The following is a 1757-nucleotide window of genomic DNA, read 5'->3' on the forward strand; positions in this document are numbered from 1 at the left end:
ACCCGTGCCCGGCCCGTACCGGCACCCGCCCGCCGCCGGTACGGGCCGGGCACGGGTATGGCCACGATGGCGGGAACGGCGCACGATGGACGTCGTGAGTCGGGGAACCCTGCGGGTCTACCTCGGTGCGGCGCCGGGCGTGGGCAAGACGTTCGCCGCCCTCGACGAGGCGCACCGGCGGCGGGACCGGGGCACCGACGTGGTCGTCGGCTTCGTCGAGACCCACGGCCGTCCCCGGACGGCCGCCCTGCTCGCCGGGCTGGAGGTCGTCCCGCGTCGGGAGATCTCCTACCGCGGTTCGACGTTCACCGAGATGGACGTCGACGCCGTGCTCGCGCGCCGGCCCGCGGTCGCGGTCGTCGACGAGCTCGCCCACACCAACATCCCCGGCAGCCGCAACGCGAAGCGCTGGCAGGACGTCCAGGAGCTCCTCGACGCGGGTGTCGACGTCATCTCCAACGTCAACATCCAGCACATGGAGTCGCTCAACGACGTGGTCGAGACGATCACCGGGGTGGCGCAGCGGGAGACGGTGCCCGACGAGGCCGTCCGCCAGGCCGACCAGGTGGAACTGGTCGACATGGCGCCGGAGGCGCTGCGTCGGCGGATGGCCCACGGCAACATCTACGCCCCGGAGAAGATCGACGCGGCGCTGTCGAACTACTTCCGGGTGGGTAACCTCACCGCGCTGCGGGAGATCGCGTTACTGTGGGTGGCTGACAAGGTCGACGAGCAGCTTGACCGGTACCGGGCCGAACACGGGATATCCGGCACCTGGGAGACTCGGGAGCGGGTCGTCGTCGCCCTCACCGGCGGGCCCGAGGGCGACACGCTGATCCGCCGGGCGGTCCGGATCGCCGACCGCAGCAAGGGCGCCGACCTGCTTGCGGTTCATGTCGCCCGCTCCGACGGGCTGACCGGGGCGAACCCCCGGGCGCTGGCCCGCCAGGGCGCTGGCGGAAAGCCTCGGCGGCACCTACCACCACGTCATCGGCGACGACGTCCCGGCCGCGCTGCTGGATTTCGCCCGCGCGGAGAACGCCACCCAGCTGGTGCTCGGGGCCAGCCGGCGGGGACGCTTCGCCCAGGTGCTCAGCCCCGGGATCGGCGTCACCACCACGAAACTGTCCGGGTCGATCGACGTCCACATGGTCACCCACGAGGAGGCCGGCCGGGGATGGCGCCTGCCGCGCCTCGCCCACGGGCTGCGGCCCCGGCGCCGGCTGATCGCGACCGCGATGGCCGCGGTCCTCCTGCCGCTGCTGACAGTCGCGCTCGCGCACTCCCGGGGCTCACTCAACGTGACCACCGACGTCCTCGTCTACCTGCTGGCGGTGGTGGTCACCGCGCTGGTGGGCGGGTTCTGGCCGGCGCTGCTCACCGCGGTCGCCAGCTCCCTGCTGCTGAACTACTACTTCTTCGCCGCCCACCACCGCTGGACGATAGCGGAACGCAACAACGCTTTCGCGCTGGTCGCCTTCGTCCTTGTCGGAATCATGGTCAGCAGGGTGGTCGACCTCGCCGCCCGCCGGTACACCCAGGCGGTGCGGGCCTCCGCCGAGGCCGCCACCCTGTCCGTGCTCGCCGGCAGCGTCCTGCGCGGTGAGGACGCGCTGCCGGCCCTGCTCGAACGGGTCCGGGAGACCTTCGGGATGACGGCCGCGACCCTCCTCGAGCGCACGGATGACAGCGAGCAGAGCGATCATGACACGCGGAGCGGGCAGAACGGGCACGGCGCGCACAGCGGACCGGGCGGA

Annotated in this window: 2 protein-coding genes and 1 pseudogene; 2 read left to right on the top strand and 1 reads right to left on the bottom strand. The window is 72.4% G+C overall.

What is annotated here, in order from left to right; genetic code table 11:
* Nucleotides 1–85: 85 nt before the first annotated feature.
* Nucleotides 86–667 (top strand): annotated as a pseudogene (locus tag AC5LUJ_RS06250) (histidine kinase); the annotation flags it as partial.
* Between the two features lie 36 nt (nt 668–703).
* Here AC5LUJ_RS06250 and AC5LUJ_RS06255 read toward each other — a convergent pair.
* Nucleotides 704–895: a hypothetical protein gene (locus AC5LUJ_RS06255; RefSeq protein WP_493464626.1), complete on the bottom strand. Its 192-nt coding sequence runs from the start codon at nt 893–895 to the stop codon at nt 704–706.
* 157 nt (nt 896–1052) lie between these two features.
* Between AC5LUJ_RS06255 and AC5LUJ_RS06260 the strand changes: the two genes are divergently transcribed.
* Nucleotides 1053–1757, top strand: a 705-nt coding sequence (locus AC5LUJ_RS06260; protein ID WP_493464625.1) for a DUF4118 domain-containing protein, incomplete at its 3' end; no start/stop codon positions are given.

The sequence above is a fragment of the Protofrankia sp. CiP1_Cm_nod3 genome, assembly GCF_982290655.1.